We start from the raw sequence: 17,097 nt of genomic DNA, 5'->3' as shown, positions 1-17,097 counted from the left end.
ATGCATTGGAAGGAGACATACCACATGACAGAAGTGCGTATTATTGGAGACAAACTAACAAACATGCCTTGGCAGGAAAAACCGGCAGGTACAGCAGGCCCGGTGTGGAGACATAGCAATAACCCGGTGATTCAGCGAAATCCGGCCAAGGGGATCGCTCGTATTTTTAACAGCGCGGTGGTTCCTTTCGAAGGGCGGTTCGCCGGAGTGTTTCGTGCAGAAACGGTTAACGGGCGCCCGCATCTTCATCTCGGATGGAGCGACGATGCGCTGAACTGGTCGATTGAAGAAGAGCGGATTGTTTTTGTCGACGAGGCAGGCAAGCCGTTTCAGCCGAACTATGCCTATGATCCGCGGGTCATCAAGGTAGACGGGACATACTTTATTATTTGGTGTACTGATTTTTACGGAGCAGCCATTGGCGCTGCAAAGACGCAGGATTTCAAAACGTTCGTGCGCCTGGAGAATCCGTTTCTGCCATTCAATCGCAACGGAGTGCTCTTCCCGCGCAAAATCAACGGCAACTATGTGATGCTGTCCCGCCCTAGCGATAGCGGGCATACGCCATTCGGCGATGTATTCCTTAGTGAAAGCCCTGATTTTGTCTATTGGGGCAAGCATCGCCATGTCATGTCCAAGGGCGGGCAAGGCTGGTGGCAATCGGTGAAAATCGGCGGCGGACCGGCCCCGATCGAGACGACGGAAGGTTGGCTTATGTTCTATCACGGCGTTACCGGCACGTGCAATGGGCTCGTATACAGCATGGGCGCTGTCATTCTAGACCGGGATGAGCCTTCCAAAGTGAAGTATCGCTCGGCGAATTATGTGCTGACGCCGGAAGAGTGGTACGAGGAACGGGGGTTTGTCAACAATGTCGTGTTCCCGTGCGCCACTCTGCATGATGCCGAAACGGGCAGAATTGCCATTTATTACGGAGCTGCGGATACTTACGTAGGCGTAGCCTATACGACGGTACAGGAAATTGTAGAGTACGTAAAGGAGACGAGCGAGGAAGTGGCCGACGATGCCGGGATCGGCATGATGTAGCTTGAGATTTGCGATCACCATATTAGGCAGAGGACGGAATCCTTCGTTATTAAGAAGCGGTTTTCGTCCTCTTATTTGAGGAGGCGTAACGGATGGGCAGTGACATGGCGTTAGCGGAGTTGAAGCAATATGAAGGAAGCAGCCCGCGGCCGGTTGATTTTGATGCATATTGGGCGAGGGCGCTACAGGAGCTGGAAGGGCAATCACTGGACTATGAACTGGTTCCGGCTGAATTCAGCAGCCCGTTAGCGGATTGCTATCACTTATATTTTACCGGGACAGGCGGAGCGCGAATCCATGCAAAATACGTAAAACCGAAGAAACCGGAGGGTCAAGGCCCAGCTATGGCGATGTTCCATGGCTATTCCTGTGATAGCGGGGACTGGGCAGATAAGGTGAATTATGCGGCTCACGGCATTACGGTGCTGGCGCTGGACTGCCGCGGCCAAGGCGGCTTGTCCGAGGATAACTTGACGGTACAGGGGACGACGATTCGCGGCCATATTATCCGGGGAATCGATGACCTGAATACGGATAAGCTGTATTTCCGGAACGTCTTTCTCGATACGGTGCAGACGGTGAGGATTCTGATGAGCATGGAACATGTAGACCCAGAGCGGATTGGTGTGCACGGCCTCTCGCAGGGAGGTGCCCTAGCAACAGCTTGCGCTGCACTGGAGCCAAGGGTTAAGCTGGCTGTGCCCGTATATCCGTTCTTGTGCGATTACCGCAGAGCCTTTGAACTGAATGTTACAACTTCGGCTTATGAAGAAATTCATTATTATTTTCGGTTCTTCGATCCTCACCATTTGCGTGAGGAAGAGTTTTTCACGAAGCTAGGTTATATTGACATTCAACATCTGGCCAGCCGGATTAAGGCCAAGGTGCTGTTCGTTACCGGACTTGCCGATACGATCTGCCCGCCGTCCACGCAATTTGCGGTGTATAACAAGATTTGCGCGGAAAAAGAGCTGCTGGTCTACCATGAATACGGGCATGAGTATTTGCCATACTTGAGTGACCATACTTTGCAGGCGTTCCTGAAGCTGTAAACGTTAAAGTTAAGCAGTTGCTTCTATATAATATAGAAGCAATTATCCCGATTGGGAGGTTGGAGAACAACCTCCCAATCGGGATTTTATTTTTCTGACGCCAAGGCCAACATTGCTGATGCTTTCCATACCTGATATAATAAATTGATTATACTTCTAAGGATTTGTGGTGGGGGTAACAATGACAGATATTAGAGCAAGGCAGCAAAAAATTCGGAATTTCTGTATTATTGCACATATCGACCATGGCAAATCAACGTTGGCTGACCGCATTTTGGAATACACCGGGGCGTTAACCTCGCGGGAAATGCAGCAGCAGGTGCTTGATACGATGGATCTGGAGAGAGAACGCGGAATTACGATTAAGCTACAGGCAGTCCGTCTCTCATACCGTGCGGATGACGGTGAAGAATATGTGCTTAATTTGATCGATACGCCAGGACACGTCGACTTCACTTATGAGGTATCCAGAAGCCTGGCAGCTTGTGAAGGAGCGCTTCTGGTCGTCGATGCCGCACAAGGGATCGAAGCTCAAACGCTGGCTAATGTCTACTTGGCATTGGATAACAATCTTGAGATTTTGCCGGTCATTAACAAGATCGATCTGCCGAGTGCAGATCCAGATCGCGTGAAGCAGGAAATCGAAGATGTCATCGGCCTGGACGCCAGCGAGGCGGTACACGCTTCGGCCAAAGCGGGGATCGGCATTAGGGAAATTATCGAGCAGGTCGTCCAGAAGGTGCCCGCTCCGACGGGAGATCCCGACGAGCCGCTGAAGGCGCTGATTTTCGACTCGCATTACGACCCGTACAAAGGGGTTATCGTGTATGTCCGCGTTATTAACGGGCATATCAAAGCGGGCTCGAAGATCAAAATGATGGCGACCGGCAAGACGTTTGAGGTTATTGAGGTCGGCGCCTTCATGCCGCGGATGACGATGGTAGACGAGCTTAATGTCGGTGATGTAGGATTTATCGTCGCTGGCATCAAGACGGTGGGCGACACCCAAGTCGGGGATACGATCACGGATGCGAAGAATCCGACGGCAGAGCCGCTCCCGGGTTACCGCAAGATCAATCCGATGGTATTCTGCGGCCTGTATCCGATCGACACGTCCGATTACAACGACTTGCGCGAGGCGCTGGAGAAGCTGCAACTGAACGATGCTTCACTCAGCTTCGAGCCGGAGACCTCCAGTGCGCTTGGTTTCGGATTCCGCTGCGGTTTCCTCGGCCTGCTGCACATGGACGTCATTCAGGAACGCATCGAGCGGGAGTTCAATATTCCCCTCATTACGACCGCGCCAAGCGTTATATACAAAGTGGCCCTGACGAACGGAGAGACGGTGTCGATCGATAACCCTTCCAACTACCCGGAGGTCGGCAAGATTGATCACGTAGAGGAGCCTTACGTCAAGGCTTCCATCATCGTACCGAATGATTTCGTGGGCACAGTCATGGAGCTCTGCCAGAGCAAACGCGGGGAATTTATCAATATGGAGTACCTGGATACGACGCGGGTAACGATTACGTACCAGGTCCCATTGTCCGAAATCGTGTACGATTTCTTCGACCAGCTGAAATCCAGCACGAAGGGATATGCTTCCTTTGACTACGAGCTTTCCGGCTACCGTCAATCGAACCTGGTCAAAATGGACATCCTTCTCAACGGGGAGCAGGTCGATGCGTTGTCCTTCATCGTTCACAGAGACCGGGCTTACCACCGTGGACGCGCCATTTGCGAGAAGCTGCGCGAGCTGATTCCACGCCAGATGTTCGAGGTGCCGATTCAGGCTTCCGTTGGTACGAAGATCGTAGCTAGAGAGACGGTCAAAGCAATGCGCAAAAACGTACTTGCAAAATGTTACGGCGGGGACATCTCCCGTAAACGCAAATTGCTCGAGAAGCAAAAAGAAGGCAAGAAGCGCATGAAGCAGGTAGGCAACGTGGAGGTGCCGCAGGAGGCGTTTATGGCGGTGCTGAAAATCGACGACAATTAACCGAACCATTTGCCGCATGCATAGGGATAAATAAGGAAAGCCGGAGGGCTTTCCTTTTTCCGTACTATCATTGGAAAGTCATCAAATTTAGCAGTAAAACATATGAAGGAGGGGCACCAGCGTGAGCCATCAAATAAAATTAGAAGGCAGGGAGCCGCAGGGTTCCTCGCCATGCACGAAAACGGCTCCCCAAGCCGTATATATTCACATTCCGTTTTGTACGAATAAATGCTTCTATTGCGACTTCAACTCTTACGTCCTCAAGGATCAGCCGGTGATGGATTATTTGCGGGCGCTAGATCTGGAGATGGAGCTAACGGTGCAGGAGACGCCGCCCGGAGAGATTAAGAGCATATTCGTTGGCGGCGGTACGCCGACCGTGCTCAAGCCGGATGAAATGGAATTTTTCCTGTCCTCCGTACGACGCCACTTTCCAAATTGGGCAGCGGATATCGAATTTTCCATGGAGGCCAATCCCGGTACGACGGACCGGGAGAAGCTGGCCGTCATGAAAGCGGGGGGCGTCAATCGTGTCAGCTTCGGCGTGCAGGCGTTCCAGAACGAGCTGCTCAGCGGAATCGGGCGAATCCATAACACCGACGACGTATTTCGCAGCTTGGAGAACGCGAGAGCGGCCGGGCTGGACAATCTATCGATCGATCTGATGTTCGGTCTGCCGAACCAGACGATCGAAATGCTGGATTACAGTGTATCCCGAGCATTGGAGCTCGGTCTCCCGCATTATTCCATATACAGCCTCAAAGTCGAGGAGAATACGCTTTTCCATACGATGTATCAGAAGAACCAGCTTCCCCTGCCGGCGGAAGAGGACGAATTGAACATGTATCTGCTGCTGATGGAACGCATGGAGCAAGCCGGATACAAGCAATATGAGATCAGCAACTTTGCCAAACCCGGCTTCGAGAGCCGGCATAATATGACTTACTGGCGAAACGAAGATTACTACGGCCTTGGGGCGGGCGCCCACGGATACGTAAATCGCTGGCGCCATGTCAACATTAAGGGCGTTAACCCATATAATGAAGCAACTCAGCAGGGAAGGCCGATTCTCGAGCGGTTCGAGATATCCCGCGAGGAAGCGATGGAGGATTTCGTCATGGTCGGTCTGCGCGTACTGGAGGGCATTTCGGATGAACGGTTCCGGAGCCAGTTCGGGCTTTCGCTTGATGAAGTGTTCGGGGGGCAGTTCAGCAAATTGCTGGATGCCGGATTGCTGGAGAGAACCGCAACAGCAGGAGGCTATCGGCTGAGCCGGAAGGGGATCTTGTTTGGCAATGAAGTATTTGCCGAATTTGTAGGTGCCTTGGACGGAAAATAATATATTGAACTTATATACGCTTTGTTGTATATTTATTCATATTATTGTGCCGGATTCGAGGAGGGATCAGCATGCCTGCTGTAGCTGTATGCAGAAGAGCAAAATTGGAAGACGTAGAGCCTCTATTTCAAATGATTGATGGGTATGCCCAGCGGGGCATCATGCTGCCGCGGTCGAGAGAGGTGCTGAGCAGGCAGATTAATGACTTCGTCGTAACTGAAATTGACGGTATAGTCGTTGGCTGCGGATCCCTCTGCCGTTTAGGCGAAGAGCTTGTGGAAATCCGGTCGCTGGGTATAGCAGAAGGATATAAGGGGCGCGGTCTCGGCTCTCTGCTTGTGGAGCAGCTGTTAGAGGAAGCAAAGGGCCTCGGCATACCGAAGGTTATGGCTCTGACTTATGAAGTTTCTTTTTTCTTGAAAAACGGGTTTACGGTCGTAGAGAAGGATATTTTTCCGGAGAAAGTCTGGACGGACTGCATTCACTGCCCGAAGCAGCACGCCTGTGATGAAATAGCAGTACTTAAGATACTGAACTGACTTGACAATCGTCTTGTCGGTTTGGTATTTTTGTATTAGCGATTAGCACTCGGTATGAGTGAGTGCTAACGAACGCGGTCAATAGTCTTAATTAGGAGGGATTTTCATGTTAACGGAACGCCAAAGAATGATACTGACAGCCATTGTAGATGATTATATTCGTTCGGCGGAGCCGGTGGGATCCCGAAGCATTTCCAAGCGAGGCGATGTGGGCTACAGCCCGGCAACGATTCGTAATGAAATGGCAGATTTGGAGGAGCTCGGATTCCTCGAGCAGCCTCATACTTCAGCAGGCCGTATACCATCTAACAAAGGATACCGATATTATGTTGATCATATGATGCCGCTCAATCTGTTAACTTCGGATGAGTTGGGAACGATGAAGTCGTTTTTTGCCGAGAAGCTGAACGCGACCGAGCAGGTCATCCAGCATGCAGGTACGATTTTATCGCATATGACGAACTATACCTCTATTCTGCTTGGGCCGGAAGTATTCCACACTTCACTTCGTCATTTTCAGCTGCTGCCGCTGAATGATACTACGGCGGTTGCCATTATTGTGACAAATACCGGGCAGGTAGAGAACAAGACGGTCTCGATCCCGCCAGGGGTGTCCATATCGGAAATAGAGAAGGTCGTTAACCTGCTCAATCACAGGCTGGCCGGCGTGCCGATCTATAAACTGAAGTCGGCCCTTTATAACGAAATCGGTCAAGAAATGCAGCGGCATATCGACCATTTCGAAGATTTGATCAAGGTGCTGGACGAGGCGCTCGACAGCGACGGAACCGAGGGACAGCGGTTGTTCCTCAGCGGAACTACCAACATGCTGACGCAGCCGGAATTCCGGGATGTCGAGAAGGTAAAGAGCATTCTTGACCTCTTGGAGGAGACGCCGACGTTGTTGAAGATGATGACCGCGGCTTCGAAGGGGTCAGGCGTTCAGGTGCGTATCGGTACTGAGAACAAGCATGAAGCATTTGCCAACTGCAGTCTGATTACGGCGACTTACGCCATCGATGGCGGAGCCGTGGGCACGATCGGTATTTTAGGTCCAACCAGAATGGAGTATGCCCGGGTCATGCGGATTTTGGATATGTTATCTAAGGATTTGACAGAATTCCTGTCCCGCTTACATTAATAAGAATGAGCATGATATTTATGTTGCACGGCATGTTAAGGAGGTGAACATCTTGAAGGAGCAGGAACCGATTCAAGACAACATCAATACGAATGTAGAGGAAGAGTTGGAAATGAGCGATAACGTAAATCAAGAACATACAACGGACGAGAACAGCACTGCGGAGGAAACTGCGGCTAACGAGCAGCAGACTTCCGAGGCTAGCTCGGCCGAAGAGAGCAATAAAGAGGCAGAGGCGCTTCGCGCTGAACTGGAAGAGCAGCAGCAGAGGCTGATGAGAGCTCAGGCGGATTTTGATAACTTCCGCAGGCGTACACAGAAAGAGAAGGAAGAGCTGGGGAAATATGCTTCCGCGAAGCTGATCACCGAGCTGTTGCCGGTCATCGATAATTTCGAGCGGGCAATCGCCAGCGGTGAGCAGGGTACAGATGTCTCTTCCTATGCCAAGGGCGTGGAAATGATTTTCCGTCAGCTCGAAGGCGTGCTGGGCAATGAAGGTTTGAAGGCGATGGAGACCGTTGGCGAGCCGTTCAATCCAGAGTTCCATCAGGCAATCATGCAGGTGGAATCGGATGAGCATGAAGAAGGCATCGTTGTCGAAGAGGTACAGAAAGGGTATATGTTGAAGGATAAGGTACTTCGTCCGGCGATGGTCAAGGTCAGCGGTTAGAGGAAGGACAAACATAAGCACAATCGATTAAGGAGGACATTACTTATATGAGCAAAGTAATCGGTATTGACTTAGGAACTACAAACTCTTGCGTAGCCGTTATGGAAGGCGGCGAGGCGGTCGTTATCCCTAACCCGGAAGGCGCGCGCACGACGCCATCCGTTGTAGGCTTCAAGAAAGACGGTGAGCGCGTTGTCGGCGAGACGGCAAAACGCCAGGCTATTACGAACCCGGATCGCACGATTATCTCGATCAAGAGACATATGGGAACGAACCATAAGGAGAATATCGACGGCAAAGAAATGACGCCGCAGGAAATTTCGGCGATCATTCTGCAGAAGCTGAAATCCGATGCCGAAGCTTACCTTGGCCAACCGGTAACCCAAGCGGTTATTACCGTTCCGGCCTATTTCAATGACAGCCAGCGCCAAGCGACGAAGGATGCGGGTAAAATCGCGGGCCTCGAAGTGTTGCGTATTGTGAACGAGCCTACGGCAGCAGCACTGGCGTACGGTATGGAGAAAGCAGAAGATCAAACGATTCTTGTCTATGACCTAGGCGGCGGTACGTTTGACGTATCCATTCTGGAGCTTGGGGACGGCTTCTTCGAAGTTAAGGCAACCAGCGGGGACAACAGCTTGGGCGGTGATGACTTTGACCAAGTGATCATCGACTATCTCGTAGCCGAATTCAAGAAAGACCAAGGTATTGATCTTAGCAAGGACAAAGCGGCTGTACAGCGTCTTAAAGATGCTGCCGAGAAGGCGAAGAAGGAATTGTCCGGCGTCCTGACGACGACGATTTCCCTTCCGTTTATCACGGTAGCCGACGGCGTGCCTCAGCATTTGGAGATGAACCTGACTCGTGCCAAATTCGAAGAGTTGTCCGCACATCTCGTAGAACGGACGCTTGAGCCGACACGCCGCGCTCTTAGCGACTCCGGGCTGACACCGGCGGAAATTGACAAGGTTGTATTGGTCGGCGGTTCCACGCGGATTCCTGCCGTTCAAGAAGCGATCAAGAGACTGACTGGCAAAGAGCCGCACAAAGGCGTTAATCCGGATGAAGTTGTTGCCCTTGGCGCTGCGGTACAAGCGGGCGTTCTGACAGGCGACGTTAAAGACGTAGTATTACTAGACGTTACTCCGCTGTCCCTTGGGATCGAAACCGCAGGCGGCGTATTTACGAAAATGATCGAACGGAACACGACCATTCCGACGAGCAAATCGCAAGTCTTCTCAACTTATGCAGACAATCAGCCTAGCGTTGAGATTCACGTTCTGCAAGGGGAACGTGAAATGGCGGCAGGCAACAAAACGCTGGGTCGCTTTATGCTGGGCGACATTCCACCAGCACCGCGCGGCGTGCCGCAAATCGAAGTTACCTTTGATATCGATGCCAACGGGATCGTTAACGTATCGGCAACGGACAAAGGAACCGGCAAAAGCCAAAAAATCACAATCACTTCTTCCAGCGGCTTGAGCGACGAGGAAGTAGAGAAAATGATGAAGGACGCCGAGCTTCATGCAGAAGAAGACAAGAAACGCAGAGAGCTTGTAGAAGCGAAAAACAATGGCGACCAGCTCATTTACAGTGTGGACAAAACCATCAAGGACCTTGGCGACAAAGTCGACGCTGCGGAGACAGAGAAAGCCAATGCGGCTAAAGACGAGCTGAAAAAGGCGCTCGAGGGTGACAATATCGACGAGATTAAGGCTGCTACCGAGAAGCTGACGGAGATTGTACAGCAGTTGTCTGTGAAGCTGTATGAACAAGCTCAGGCTCAAGCAGGCCAAGCTGAAGGCGCTGAAGGCGCCGCTGCCGGCGGAGCCGGCAAAGACAACGTCGTAGATGCTGAATACGAAGTTGTGGACGAAGAGAAGAAGCAAGACTAATCGTGCTGGATAGCAGCGATTGGTTAACCATACAACTTTGGTGAACCGGGAAGGTCAAAGCGCGGGGCATTCCGTGCTTTGACTTTCCTTTTGCCGGATTGAGGGATGATCCGGGAGAGAGCAGAGCTATAGCAATAGTGGGGGTGGAAGGATGGCTGAAAAACGCGATTACTATGAGGTGCTAGGCGTTGGCAAGAGTGCCTCAGACGATGAGATTAAGAAGGCCTACCGCAAGCTGGCGCGTCAATATCACCCTGACGTGAACAAGGCGCCGGATGCGGAGGATAAATTTAAGGAAGTCAAGGAAGCATACGATGTTCTGAGCGACTCGGGAAAACGCGCCCGCTATGACCAATATGGCCATATCGATCCGAATCAGGGGATGGGCGGCGGATTTTCCGGGGCGGATTTCGGCGGCTTCGGCGATATTTTTGATATGTTCTTCGGCGGCGGCGGCCGTCGCGATCCGAATGCGCCGCAGCGCGGCAACGATTTGCAGTATACGATGACGATCGAGTTCAAGGAAGCTGTCTTTGGCAAAGAGAGCGATATTACGATTCCGCGTACGGAGAATTGTGACACATGTTTTGGCTCAGGAGCCAAGCCGGGCACGAAGCCAGAGACCTGTTCCGTCTGTCGTGGCACAGGACAGGAGGAAGTGGTTCAGAATACGCCGTTCGGCCGTATGGTGAACCGCCGTGCTTGTAGCAATTGCTCGGGCAGAGGACAAATTATTAAAGAGAAATGCTCGACTTGCCAAGGCAGCGGCAAAGTGAAAAAACAGCGTAAAATCCATGTTCGCATTCCAGCCGGGGTAGACGACGGCGCTCAATTGCGGATGACCGGCGAAGGGGAAGGCGGCCTACGGGGCGGTCCGGCCGGGGATTTGTACATCGTCATTCGCGTGAAGCCGCATGATTTCTTCGATCGCGAAGGCGATGATATTTACTGTGAAATCCCATTAACTTTTGCACAAGCCGCCCTGGGGGATGAAATTGAAATCCCTACGCTGACGGAGAAGGTGAAGCTGAAGGTACCGGCTGGTACACAGACCGGCACTTATTTCCGCCTGAAAGGCAAAGGGGTGCCGCGGCTTCGCGGCATCGGCCAAGGCGACCAGCATATCAAGGTGGTCGTCGTAACGCCAAGCAAGCTAAGCGACGAGCAGAAAGATCTGCTGCGGCAATTTGCCGCGCTCGACGGGGAGCATACACACGAGAATGAGCAGTCATTCTTCGACCGGATGAAGCGGGCATTCCGCGGGGATTGAGAATCATAAGCTAAATAAACACAGGGGTAGCCGACCGACGTCATCAAGACGTCGGTTTTTTTCTTTTTCAGAGAAGAAATTCCCGGTTCGTAATACTTTCGCCATGTTCGTTCTTTCCATAATAAGCGATGATAGCTATGAGTTCATGCACAGCTGGCTTTACCCAGGCTGGGATGTCCGATCATTCCGCAGTGCAGGCATACCATCTATGCTTGGCATGCTGTATTGTCAGAGGCATGAAATCTCCAATGCAAGGGTTCGAATCCCTTATCCTTAGAGAAGGATTAGCTCAGTGGTAGAGCGCTCGACTTTTAATCGAGAGACAAAGGTACAGATGATGGCCTGGTGGAGGGTTCTCGGTGGCTTGTTATGCACACTGCAGCAGATGCTTTGCAGCTTTGTGGATACCGAAATTGCTAGCTGATTGCTGCCCATGAAGGAGAAACGGGCAGACCGGAAGAAGGCAAACGAGTCTTGCGGTAAGCTCATGGATGCTTCGGCGGGACGCAGGCGGCCGGCATTTCTTAAACAGAGCTCCGTTGATGCGGCAGGAGGATGCCTCTGCAAGAGGCCATAAATCGGCGGTGGAGCCGCCGTGAAGGAGGAAGAATGAGATGCTGAAAAAAATTGCGATACATAAGGGTAAGCGCGGCTTGCTGTTCAAGCAGGGGAACTATGAAAAAATGCTGCACCCGGGTACGTACCGTCTGTCCCCGTTTACGGAGAGCAATATCATCGTTGTCGATACAGCCATGCCGTTTGAAGTAGATGGCCAGGATTTGCAGCTGTTCATGCATGACGACATACTCAAGCGGGAGCTAGAGGTCGTCCAGGTGATGGATCACGAATATGTGCTGCATTACGAGGATGGCCGGTTCAGCGGGCTTCTTAAGCCGGGAACATACGCTTTTTGGAACGTTCTGAAGAAGCATAGCTTCGTTCATGTCGATATTCGCAATCCGGAGCTGCCGGCCGAGGTCGATCCCGTTGTTTTGCCGAAACTGCATGGCTATTACCATATGCTGGAAGTAGCAGAGCATGAAGCAGGTATACTATATTACAACCATGTCATGCAAAGGGAGCTTGCGCCCGGGAAGTATTATTTCTGGAGAGGGCCGACGGCGGTGTCGCTGCAGAAGGTCGATTTACGGCAACAGCAGTTGGATATGACGGGGCAGGAAATGATGACGGAGGATAAGGTTACGCTAAGGCTGAACTTCGTTTGCCAATACAAGGTCATTCATCCGCTGCAAGTTCTGGCTATCAAATCCTTCGAGGAGCAGATTTATATCCAGCTGCAATTGATATTGCGTGAATATATCGGAGCCTTTAAGCTCGATGATCTGCTTAGAACGAAGCAGGAAATTGCCGCTTTCGTGCTGGCGCGCCTTCAGGAGAAGGAACAGGAGTATGGCGTCCGTTTCATATCAGCCGGGGTGAAGGATATCATCCTGCCGGGGGATATCAGAGATATTTTGAATACCGTTCTCTTAGCCGAAAAGAAAGCGCAAGCCAACCTCATTACCCGCCGTGAGGAAACGGCATCGACACGCAGCCTGCTCAATACAGCCAAGCTGATGGATGAGAACGAGACGCTGTACCGTTTGAAAGAGCTTGAGTTCCTGGAGAAGATTTGCGAGAAGATCGGCTCGATCTCCTTAACCGGGGGCAGCAGCCTGCTGGAGCAGCTTAATTTCTTGTTGGGAAGCAAGCGGGCAGATCAGTCTTAAGGTCTGAAGAGAGTTAGGGTAAACTAGCTATAAATTAAACGAATACACTTTTCTTCGAACAGAGACAATAAAAAGGCACCCTTATCGTCTAGAACGAGAGGGTGCCTTTGCATATTACAGCAGTCAACCTTTACTGCCTTATGGACGCTGTAATTTCTTCATCCAGCTCCAGGGTAATATCGTCTTTGAAAGCCCGAATACCATATTCCTTGTACACATACTGGATAATCGCTTCTATAATATTCAATTCGATCAGGTAACGGCTGCGCCCGTTAGCCCAGACTTCGCCGGTATAACCTGTATCTTCATCCCAGCTCAGCTCCACTTGGATGTCTGTTGGCCGCAAGCCGGTACGTTCGGCTGTATGAATACAAATGGCGTTGATGATTTCATCCATGCTTAGAATCATAACTTAAAATCTTCCTCCGCGATTGTCATGGTCGTCATGACGCGGGCCTTGATACACCTGAGGCTTCTTAAACCTGCGGAACAGGGCAACCGCCACCATTACGATCAGGTAAATGGCAATCAAGTTGACTGCGAGCCCCAGCAGCTCGCCGAAAAAGCCCATGCCCCCGAACAGTCCGCCGAACAGAAGTCCGGCCAAACCGCCGACCATCATGCCTTTCATGAAGCTGCCACCGCCGAAAAATCCGGTTCTATTATTCGTAGCGCCTGGAGTTGCAGTCGATTTGTTGGTCGTGTTGGAATCCGACTTATTGACGTTGCTTGATTTCTTTGGTGTTGTCGTGTAACTGCGTGGCCCGGATTTAAAACCACCGCCGCGCCGCGCGTCCGCGAAATCCGCAGAGGCGAAAGCAAACAATAAAGTGAATACCATCACGAGCGCCGTCATTTTCTTGAACATACTAAAAGTAAACCCTCCTAATGTAAAAATGGTATTTATATAAGAGTATATACGAAACCTCCCGATAATAGTTTCAAATTTTAAAAGAACGAATCATTTGTATAAAATGCCATTCATTTTTGCATCCTACAGACTAAGAAGCTGCGGAAGAAGCAGGTTCAATACATGCCGAAGGAAGGCAGGCGATCACGGGTGGGTGAAAAAAACATACTCGCTTATTTTAAAAGCCCGGAAGAGGCAGAGGGCGCGGCCAGAAAATTGCAAGCCCTTCGGGTCGTGGACTTGTCCATCGACCGTTTTAGCAGATATTCGGGCGAGGGTTATGACCCGCTAAATCCGGTCACCGGCAAAATTTCGAGCCTGGCGGCAATTACTCAGGATGCGGAGATCACCAACAGGTCGGCCGGCATTTTGTCGGCTGCCGATCCTGCAGCAAGCGGGATGAGTCATGGCGGTCAAGGCGGACCGACCGGACACGATATCCTGCTGACGGTTGTCGTGGACGAGTCCAGTCATCATCAAGCGTTGCGGATCATTGAAGAACTTGGCGGGATGATGTAACCTGCAACTATCCGAAGGAGGGAAACGGGAAGATGAGCGAGCACAAGCAGGACGCGAAGCGCTCCAATACGGCAAAGTCATCAAGAATGTCCATTGGGCACAACGAGGACGTGGAGTTCTCCGAAGACTTGGCCGATCAGGAGGATTGGGAAGCGTTGGAGCGCAGCGAACGCGCTGACCGCAGGCAGCAGCAGCGCTTCTGATCAAGCAGGGCGAAGCCGTACAGCAGGCGCCGCAGGCAGCCGCTGTTCATGGAGTTCCGGAAAAACGACGAATCCCTGGCGCACAGAGCAGCCGGGGAAACTTTAAGTTTAAGGGTAAAAGACAATTTGCGTCTTTTGCCCTTTTTTCATGAGCCTTCAACCGGACTTAGAACGATCGAGATAAGGCCGTTAGCGGCCTTTGTTTCCCTGGATATTATATAGTACAATAAACGGTATGCGTATGAACCGAGGAGGATAAATCAACATGATTTGGAAGGAAATATCTATACATACAACGGAAGAAGCGGTAGAGATGATTACCAACTTCTTGCATGAGGAGGGGGCTGGCGGCGTTACCATTGAAGAGTACGTGGATAACAATAAGCCTAGAGATACGTCCTTGGGACAATGGTTTGAAATACCGCCCAACGATATTCCCCAGGGGGAAGCAAGAATTAGCGGCTATTTCCCGGAAGGAACGGACATTGATGCGGTGGTAGCTTCCGTAAAGGAACGGATTGCGGAGCTGCCGAATTACGACATTGATCCGGGCAAGGCAGAAATCGCTGTGAAGGATGTCAGCGAGGACGACTGGGCGAACAACTGGAAACAATATTTTAAGCCGATCCGCGTGTCCGAGAGGCTGACGATCAAACCGACCTGGGAGGATTACGTCCCCCAATCGCAACAGGAGAAAATTATCGAGCTTGATCCAGGGATGGCTTTTGGAACCGGCACGCATCCGACGACTTCGTTGTGTCTCCGTACGCTGGAGGGCGTCATTCAAGAAGGGGATGAGGTTATTGACGTTGGGACTGGCTCAGGCATTCTCGCCATCGGGGCGGTTAAGCTTGGCGCATCCCGGGTTCTAGCATTGGATCTGGATCCGGTTGCTGTTTCCAGCGCAATCGAGAATACGAGGCTCAACAAGCTGGAGGAGCAAATTACGGTCGTGGAGAGCGACCTGTTATCCGTTTTGAAGCAGGAAGCCGGGGCCGAGCTAGACGTTAAACTTCCCGTTCGTGTGGTTGTAGCTAATATACTAGCGGAAATTATCCTGTTATTCATCGATGACGTATACCAGGCGCTGCAGCCGGGCGGATATTATATTGCTTCGGGAATATACAAAAATAAAGAACAAGCCGTGAAGGAAGCGCTGCTTGCGGCGGGCTTCGAAATCGAGGAGACTGCCCGCGAAGAGGATTGGGTCGCTTTCGTTGCGAGAAAGAGGTAGCCGTTCATGGATTTTTTAAATAAAATATTGCGGATTCCCCTGGATCAGCTGCCTTATTTTTTAATTACGCTGATTATCGCTTTTACCGTGCATGAGTTTTCCCACGCTTATTTTGCCAATAAATTTGGGGACCCGACAGCACGGCTGCAGGGGCGGCTCACCCTGAACCCGGCTGTCCACTTCGACCTGTTTGGAGTGATTTTGCTCCTCATTGCGGGATTTGGCTGGGCGAGGCCGGTTCCCGTCAACCGGGATAATTTCGAGAAGCCGCGGCAAATGGGGATCGTCGTCGCCGCGGCAGGGCCGCTGAGCAATTTGCTGCTCGGTTTTCTCGGGACGATGATTTATGTCGCGCTTTCCAAGTTCGGCATACTCGACATGATTTCGAATGAAATCTTGTATAATGCCGTTCATACTTTTTTTGGGATTTTTAATTTCTGGAACTTTTTTCTATTCCTATTTAACTTATTGCCGCTGCCGCCGCTTGACGGCTACCGTATTCTGGAGGATATCGTACCTGACCGGGCCAGAATCTCATTGAAGCAATTTGAGCAGTGGTCTATACTCATCTTTTTGCTCATCCTGATCATTCCCCAGCTCCGCAGTGTGATTATTGAACCTTTATATGCGGCAGCCAGTTCGATTTATTTTCAGTTCGGCAGTTTTTTCCTCATGCTGTTTGGCGGGTAGTCCTGCCCGTTTTTTCGAGGAATAAATACTGGAATCCATAATTCAAAAGTTGTATGATGTTCTTTGGTGATTAAGGTGAGGTTGATGAGAAATGCAGCGTTATTTTATTGACCCGATACAGTTTGGGGACAAGACGGTGAGCATAACCGGTGAGGACGCTCGCCATATAGGCAAAGTGATGCGTTCCAAGCTTGAAGATAAGCTGATTGTCAGTGACGGGATCGCTAGGGAAGCGCTTGTCGAGATTACGGAGATTGAAGCGCAGGAAGTGACAGCCCGTATTATAGAAATGCTTGAGCCATCCGGAGAACCCCGTGTTCAGGTGACGATCGCCCAAAGTTTGCCGAAAGGCGATAAAATGGAAGTCGTCATCCAGAAATGCACGGAGATCGGCGCCACCTCCTTTCTGCCTTTCATGTCGGAACGGACGGTCGTTCAATATGATCCGCGGAAAGAGGAGAAGCGGGCGCTCCGCTGGCGCAAAATCGCGAAAGAGGCGGCTGAGCAGGCTCACCGCAGCAGGATTCCGACGGTGGATTCGCCGGCGGCCTGGAAGGAGCTGCTCGCCAAGCTGCCGGAATATGACCTCGCCTGTGTATGCTATGAGAAGGAGCACGGCCAGCAGCTGCGGGACGTGCTGAAGCCTTTTGCGGAGCGCATGGAGGAGGGGGCGAAGCCGCGGGTGTTGATTGCGATCGGTCCTGAGGGCGGATTTACGGAGCAGGAAATCACGCAATTAGAAGCGGCAGGTGCCGTATCCATAGGGCTGGGCCGAAGGATTTTGAGAACGGAGACGGCTGGTATGGCCGCCTTGACCTGCATCATGTATGAAACCGGAGAAATGGGGGAGTTTTAAACA

At 51.4% G+C, this 17,097-nt stretch carries 17 protein-coding genes; 15 read left to right on the top strand and 2 right to left on the bottom strand.

Translation table 11 applies throughout. From position 1 onward, the window contains the following. The first annotated feature begins 24 nt into the window (after nt 1-24). The 10 genes from GNP95_RS08830 to GNP95_RS08780 all read left to right on the top strand — a co-directional run bounded on the left by GNP95_RS08830 (nt 25) and on the right by GNP95_RS08780 (nt 12,682). A complete protein-coding gene (locus GNP95_RS08830) occupies nt 25-1,047 on the top strand; it encodes a glycoside hydrolase family 130 protein (protein ID WP_155610464.1) in 1,023 nt (340 codons plus the stop codon). 92 nt (nt 1,048-1,139) lie between these two features. Then, on the top strand, nt 1,140-2,099 hold the full coding sequence (locus GNP95_RS08825) for an acetylxylan esterase (protein ID WP_155610463.1): 960 nt from the start codon (nt 1,140-1,142) through the stop codon (nt 2,097-2,099). 181 nt (nt 2,100-2,280) lie between these two features. Beyond that, nucleotides 2,281-4,098, top strand: a complete 1,818-nt coding sequence (gene lepA, locus GNP95_RS08820; RefSeq protein WP_155610462.1) for a translation elongation factor 4 — start codon at nt 2,281-2,283, stop codon at nt 4,096-4,098. A 133-nt stretch (nt 4,099-4,231) separates the two neighbouring features. Then, the gene (gene hemW / locus GNP95_RS08815; RefSeq protein ID WP_330163352.1) at nt 4,232-5,437 is read left to right on the top strand and encodes a radical SAM family heme chaperone HemW; all 1,206 of its coding nucleotides are present in this window, start codon (nt 4,232-4,234) and stop codon (nt 5,435-5,437) included. 71 nt (nt 5,438-5,508) lie between these two features. Beyond that, a complete protein-coding gene (locus GNP95_RS08810) occupies nt 5,509-5,976 on the top strand; it encodes an N-acetyltransferase (RefSeq protein WP_155610461.1) in 468 nt (155 codons plus the stop codon). A gap of 106 nt (nt 5,977-6,082) precedes the next feature. Further along, nucleotides 6,083-7,117, top strand: a complete 1,035-nt coding sequence (hrcA, locus tag GNP95_RS08805; protein WP_155610460.1) for a heat-inducible transcriptional repressor HrcA — start codon at nt 6,083-6,085, stop codon at nt 7,115-7,117. Between the two features lie 112 nt (nt 7,118-7,229). Beyond that, nucleotides 7,230-7,787 (top strand): nucleotide exchange factor GrpE, encoded by a 558-nt coding sequence (gene grpE / locus GNP95_RS08800; protein WP_155610851.1) that lies wholly within the window; start codon nt 7,230-7,232, stop codon nt 7,785-7,787. A gap of 47 nt (nt 7,788-7,834) precedes the next feature. Then, nucleotides 7,835-9,682 (top strand): molecular chaperone DnaK, encoded by a 1,848-nt coding sequence (gene dnaK, locus GNP95_RS08795; protein WP_155610459.1) that lies wholly within the window; start codon nt 7,835-7,837, stop codon nt 9,680-9,682. A 151-nt stretch (nt 9,683-9,833) separates the two neighbouring features. Further along, entirely contained in the window at nt 9,834-10,952 is a 1,119-nt protein-coding gene (gene dnaJ / locus GNP95_RS08790; RefSeq protein ID WP_155610458.1) for a molecular chaperone DnaJ, read from the top strand. Between the two features lie 614 nt (nt 10,953-11,566). Next, nucleotides 11,567-12,682, top strand: coding sequence for a slipin family protein (locus GNP95_RS08780; RefSeq protein WP_155610456.1), 1,116 nt, complete (start codon nt 11,567-11,569; stop codon nt 12,680-12,682). A gap of 130 nt (nt 12,683-12,812) precedes the next feature. Here GNP95_RS08780 and GNP95_RS08775 read toward each other — a convergent pair whose 3' ends face one another. Together GNP95_RS08775 and GNP95_RS08770 are read right to left on the bottom strand one after the other, a co-directional pair. Further along, nucleotides 12,813-13,091, bottom strand: a complete 279-nt coding sequence (locus GNP95_RS08775) for a YxcD family protein (RefSeq protein WP_155610455.1) — start codon at nt 13,089-13,091, stop codon at nt 12,813-12,815. A gap of 3 nt (nt 13,092-13,094) precedes the next feature. Further along, nucleotides 13,095-13,550: a hypothetical protein gene (locus GNP95_RS08770; protein ID WP_155610454.1), complete on the bottom strand. Its 456-nt coding sequence runs from the start codon at nt 13,548-13,550 to the stop codon at nt 13,095-13,097. 192 nt (nt 13,551-13,742) lie between these two features. On the opposite strand from GNP95_RS08770, the gene GNP95_RS08765 reads away from it, so the two are divergent. From GNP95_RS08765 to GNP95_RS08745, 5 genes are all read left to right on the top strand, one after another. Next, entirely contained in the window at nt 13,743-14,111 is a 369-nt protein-coding gene (locus GNP95_RS08765; RefSeq protein WP_330163319.1) for a hypothetical protein, read from the top strand. Between the two features lie 32 nt (nt 14,112-14,143). Continuing rightward, the gene (locus GNP95_RS08760) at nt 14,144-14,314 is read left to right on the top strand and encodes a YfhD family protein (protein WP_155610452.1); all 171 of its coding nucleotides are present in this window, start codon (nt 14,144-14,146) and stop codon (nt 14,312-14,314) included. A gap of 265 nt (nt 14,315-14,579) precedes the next feature. Then, nucleotides 14,580-15,548, top strand: coding sequence for a 50S ribosomal protein L11 methyltransferase (gene prmA / locus GNP95_RS08755; RefSeq protein WP_155610451.1), 969 nt, complete (start codon nt 14,580-14,582; stop codon nt 15,546-15,548). Between the two features lie 6 nt (nt 15,549-15,554). Then, the gene (locus GNP95_RS08750; protein ID WP_155610450.1) at nt 15,555-16,238 is read left to right on the top strand and encodes a site-2 protease family protein; all 684 of its coding nucleotides are present in this window, start codon (nt 15,555-15,557) and stop codon (nt 16,236-16,238) included. Between the two features lie 91 nt (nt 16,239-16,329). Beyond that, nucleotides 16,330-17,094 carry a 16S rRNA (uracil(1498)-N(3))-methyltransferase gene (locus GNP95_RS08745; RefSeq protein WP_155610449.1) on the top strand — a complete coding sequence of 255 codons (765 nt, stop codon included), beginning with the start codon at nt 16,330-16,332 and terminating at the stop codon, nt 17,092-17,094. The last annotated feature ends 3 nt before the right edge of the window (nt 17,095-17,097 follow it).

It is taken from the genome of Paenibacillus woosongensis (assembly GCF_009725165.1).
GTDB classification, from domain to species: Bacteria; Bacillota; Bacilli; order Paenibacillales; family Paenibacillaceae; genus Fontibacillus; species Fontibacillus woosongensis.
Note: the sequence above shows the minus strand (reverse complement) of the source record. Positions and strands in the feature narration are given on the sequence as shown.